Source organism: Mycobacterium sherrisii (assembly GCF_002102355.1).
GTDB classification, from domain to species: Bacteria; Actinomycetota; Actinomycetes; order Mycobacteriales; family Mycobacteriaceae; genus Mycobacterium; species Mycobacterium sherrisii.
Window position 1 is genome coordinate 1 of the sequence record NZ_LQPT01000067.1, and the last position, 3,398, is coordinate 3,398.

The 3,398-nt window shown below is 64.7% G+C and carries 4 protein-coding genes and 1 pseudogene; all 5 read right to left on the reverse strand.

What is annotated here, in order from left to right; translation table 11 throughout:
• Positions 1–451 (reverse strand): annotated as a pseudogene (locus AWC25_RS10540) (hypothetical protein); the annotation flags it as partial.
• A 77-nt stretch (positions 452–528) separates the two neighbouring features.
• Positions 529–888: a hypothetical protein gene (locus tag AWC25_RS27825; RefSeq protein ID WP_084229603.1), complete on the reverse strand. Its 360-nt coding sequence runs from the start codon at positions 886–888 to the stop codon at positions 529–531.
• A 259-nt stretch (positions 889–1,147) separates the two neighbouring features.
• The gene (locus AWC25_RS10550) at positions 1,148–1,510 is read right to left on the reverse strand and encodes an Mtp family mycobacterial-type pilin (protein ID WP_084229604.1); all 363 of its coding nucleotides are present in this window, start codon (positions 1,508–1,510) and stop codon (positions 1,148–1,150) included.
• Positions 1,511–1,670: 160 nt separating this feature from the next.
• The gene (locus tag AWC25_RS10555; protein WP_069403027.1) at positions 1,671–2,069 is read right to left on the reverse strand and encodes a VOC family protein; all 399 of its coding nucleotides are present in this window, start codon (positions 2,067–2,069) and stop codon (positions 1,671–1,673) included.
• A gap of 82 nt (positions 2,070–2,151) precedes the next feature.
• Positions 2,152–2,796, reverse strand: a complete 645-nt coding sequence (locus tag AWC25_RS10560; RefSeq protein WP_069403028.1) for a cysteine hydrolase family protein — start codon at positions 2,794–2,796, stop codon at positions 2,152–2,154.
• Positions 2,797–3,398 lie beyond the last annotated feature (602 nt).

The window sequence follows — 3,398 nt, forward strand, 5'->3', positions numbered from 1 at the left end:
GGGGCGGCGCTTCGGGGGCGCCGTCCTGGGGCATCGGCAAGAACATGTGGTGGGTGAATCCGGGCTGGTAGGCGCCCGCGCCTCCGATGTGAACGCCGCCCCGCTCGCCGCTGGACACCGGGGTGCCGTCCGGCAGCGTCACTGCAGTGTGGCCGCCGTTCCAGCCCACCACCAACGCGTTGGGAGCCGTTCCGTATTGAAAGCCACGCGCCAATAATGCGGATTCTTCATTTCCGGTATTAAAGCGATCACCGAAAACCGGTCGATCGGTTGCCGCATTTACCACCCATGAAACGAGTCCCGAACAATCGGTACCGGCGGGAGAATCCCCGCCGGGAATATAGGGCGTCCCTGAGACCTGATTGATCAGGGACACCAAGGTTTCCAGAACAAACATGCGCAGGGACACTAGCAACACCGTCGTTAACGAGCCAAAATTTGTGGCGCGCATCACGTGTAAATTAACTAATGGCCTACGCCGCATTTACAGCAAATAAGTCACAACAATGCGTATTTCACAAAACGAGTTCACCCACTGCGGCAACCTGGTTCGCCTTCGACCATCTGGCGGTCGACATCGGCCTGCTCGCGGCGGGCTCGCGCCTGGTCACGCTCAGCGCGATCGTCGGCACGCCGCAGTCGCTCGCGTTCCCGTTCGGCCGCCGAACCCTCGCGCTCGTCGGCGAGCTTCTCGCGTTCGTCCGCCAGCTGTTCGCGATCATCGGCAATCCGGTCACGCTGGTCGGCGATCCTGTCCCGGCGGCGGAGCAGGAAATCACGTCGCTCGACTTCGGACTCCCGCAGCTTGAGGTCGTCATCGCGCTTGTCCAGGGCAGCCGCCCGGTCATCGAGTGGACGGGGCGGCTGGGTGCCGTCGTCGCGGACCACACCACACTCTAACGCCGTGGCGACAACCGTGAGCGCTGACTAGCGACCCGGCAATGCCCGCCACGCCCGCGGCAGCAGTCCGGGCACCGGGCGCGCCCGACCCGTACGGCCGCGGCCAGCACCCGGGGATCGCTCGATACAAGAACCCAAACTTCGTGTGTTGCAAGGGCATTCGCCGCTGCTCGGTGACCGGGTGTCGCGGTGGAACGGTCGGCCTCTGCCCGGCTGCGCGCCCAGTGGACGTGATTGATCCGTGCGGTCAGACCGGAGTCCATATCCCGTTGTTGAAGAATCCCCAGGTGCGGCTGGTCGGGTTCCACATCAGGTGAGCCTGCGGCGCCCAGGCGGGTGGCGCCGGTGGCGGCGGCGCCCAGGGCGGCGGCGGGCCCCACGGTCCCCACCCGGCCGGAGCCGGCCCTTGCCAGTCGTGGCATTGAGTCCAGTCCCAGTGATAGTCGGTGCCCCAGCCGGGATCCCACTGCTGACCAGGGCACCAGTGATTCCTCGGGGCGGGCGTCGGGGCTGCGCCGGCGCCACCGCCGGTCAGCCCGCAGGCCGCCACGGCGAGTCCGCCAGCCACCACCGTGCGTACCCAGCGTCCTGTCTGCCTCACCGTCGCCATCTCCTAACAATGGCCGGACCGCGCCGTCACCGCCAGACCCAACCGCCAAATGGTGTGTCGCTTACCCCTTCGTCCTGGCCGGGCGAGCCGCGCACTCTTGCGGCTGCGATGCCTCGACCGCCGAAGAGCGTTACAGCACAACAGGATTAAAGATCACCGATCACACACCGAACTTCGCGCGCGCCTCGGCACTGACCGGGGTGAAGAGGTTGACCAGGTTTCCGTCCGGATCGCGAAACAGCAGCGCCCGGTTGCCCCACGGCATGGTCGTCGGCTCGGTCACGACGTCCTCGAGCTGCGCACGGAGCCGTTGATAGTCGGCGTCGACATCATCGACGATGAACTCGATGATCGCGCTGCGGTTGGCCGCCGGTTGGGCCGACCCCTGACCGAACAGTGGAACGGTTTTGTCGCTGCCGATGGCCAACACCCCGACCGGCGTCGGGATCTCGGCGAACAACTCGTTGCCCCACACCGCCGAGACGCCGGTGACCATTTCGTAGAAGGCGACGAGGCGCGGGACATCAGCGGTGATGATGCGGGTCGAGACGAATTTCACGGTTCTCCGTTCGTGGTGCCGACGCGCTGCCACCCACAGCGCCTGGTACCGCGATGTTAGGGAGACCCACCGACAGAGAACGCTATGCGGTCAAACAGCCCAGGGCGCTCGCGACCGTCTCCGTCGTGCATAGCTGCACGCCGATACGGTCCAGGTCCGCGAGTCGCTCGTGCGTAGTCTGTGACACCGCGTCGGTGACCAGAACAGCGCGCAGATCTCGTTCGCTCGCGTCGAACAACGTGGCGCGCGGGCAGTTCGGCAAGTTGCAGCCCGCGACGACCACGGTGCTGCAGCCTTCCTGCTCGAGCCACTCCTGAAGGCCGGTGCGATAAAAGCCACTCCATCGAGGTTTGAAGAGAATCACTTCGCGATCCCCGACGTGCTGCATCTGGCCCGCGAGCAGCGCCGCCGAATCCAGCCGCGGCGACCCGGGTATGACTCCCTCTGCAATCTGCGCGCCGTCGGAGTCAGGAGCGACAATCACAGCGCCCTCTTCGATCGTCCGACGCCGAGGAAGGTCCACGTCCGAGCCGCCAGGCTCATACAGCCGAACCACATGAGCTATCGGTCTGCCCGCCCCGCGAAACGCCGCCGCTAAAGCCGCGACATTCGGAACCACGGCGGAGGTTCCTGCAATGGCGGATACTCCGTCGTCGAGAAAATCCCGTTGTAGATCCACGACGATAAGCGCCGCAGAATCCCAACACGGAGCGGTGTAGTCGGTCACTCATTCCCCTTTCCAGATGTTCAGACCTCAACCGGAATTCGACGAAGTCGCCGTCGCGACGCACACCGGCGGCATTTCAGCGTCGTTTGGGCTAGGCCCAACCTAACGGCATCCGTCGTCATCCCCCATCCCCCAGGTGGGAAGGGACTACATCATCAACATCATCAACCCGGACCACTTACCCAACGTGTTGCCAGGAACCGTCTCGGCCGATGCCGGCAAGGGGCCTCCGTAAGTTCCCGGCGACGCTTGGCGCGCAGTGCGCCGATCGTTCGGCATCCCAACAAGGCCATGCAGCGGGCGATGGCAAACCACCAAGCAACGCGCCCGCCCACCTCGACGCATGGGCACTAACGCAAGGCTGACGATTGGCAGCACCGCCGCGGACCACGCCTTGGTTCTCGATCTAGGGGGACTGTCAGATAAACGGTGGATCTGACTCGGCATCGGTTAGTTGCCAGTCTGTCGGCGTCGTCTGAAAACTGACCCCGTGTCGACGCCCGAATTTTGACCCCCTGCGACCGGTTCTCGGCTTCTAGCTGAGAGGAGAAGGGAGTTGTTGGCTGTGGAGGATTGGGCTGAGATCGGCAGATTGCATCGAG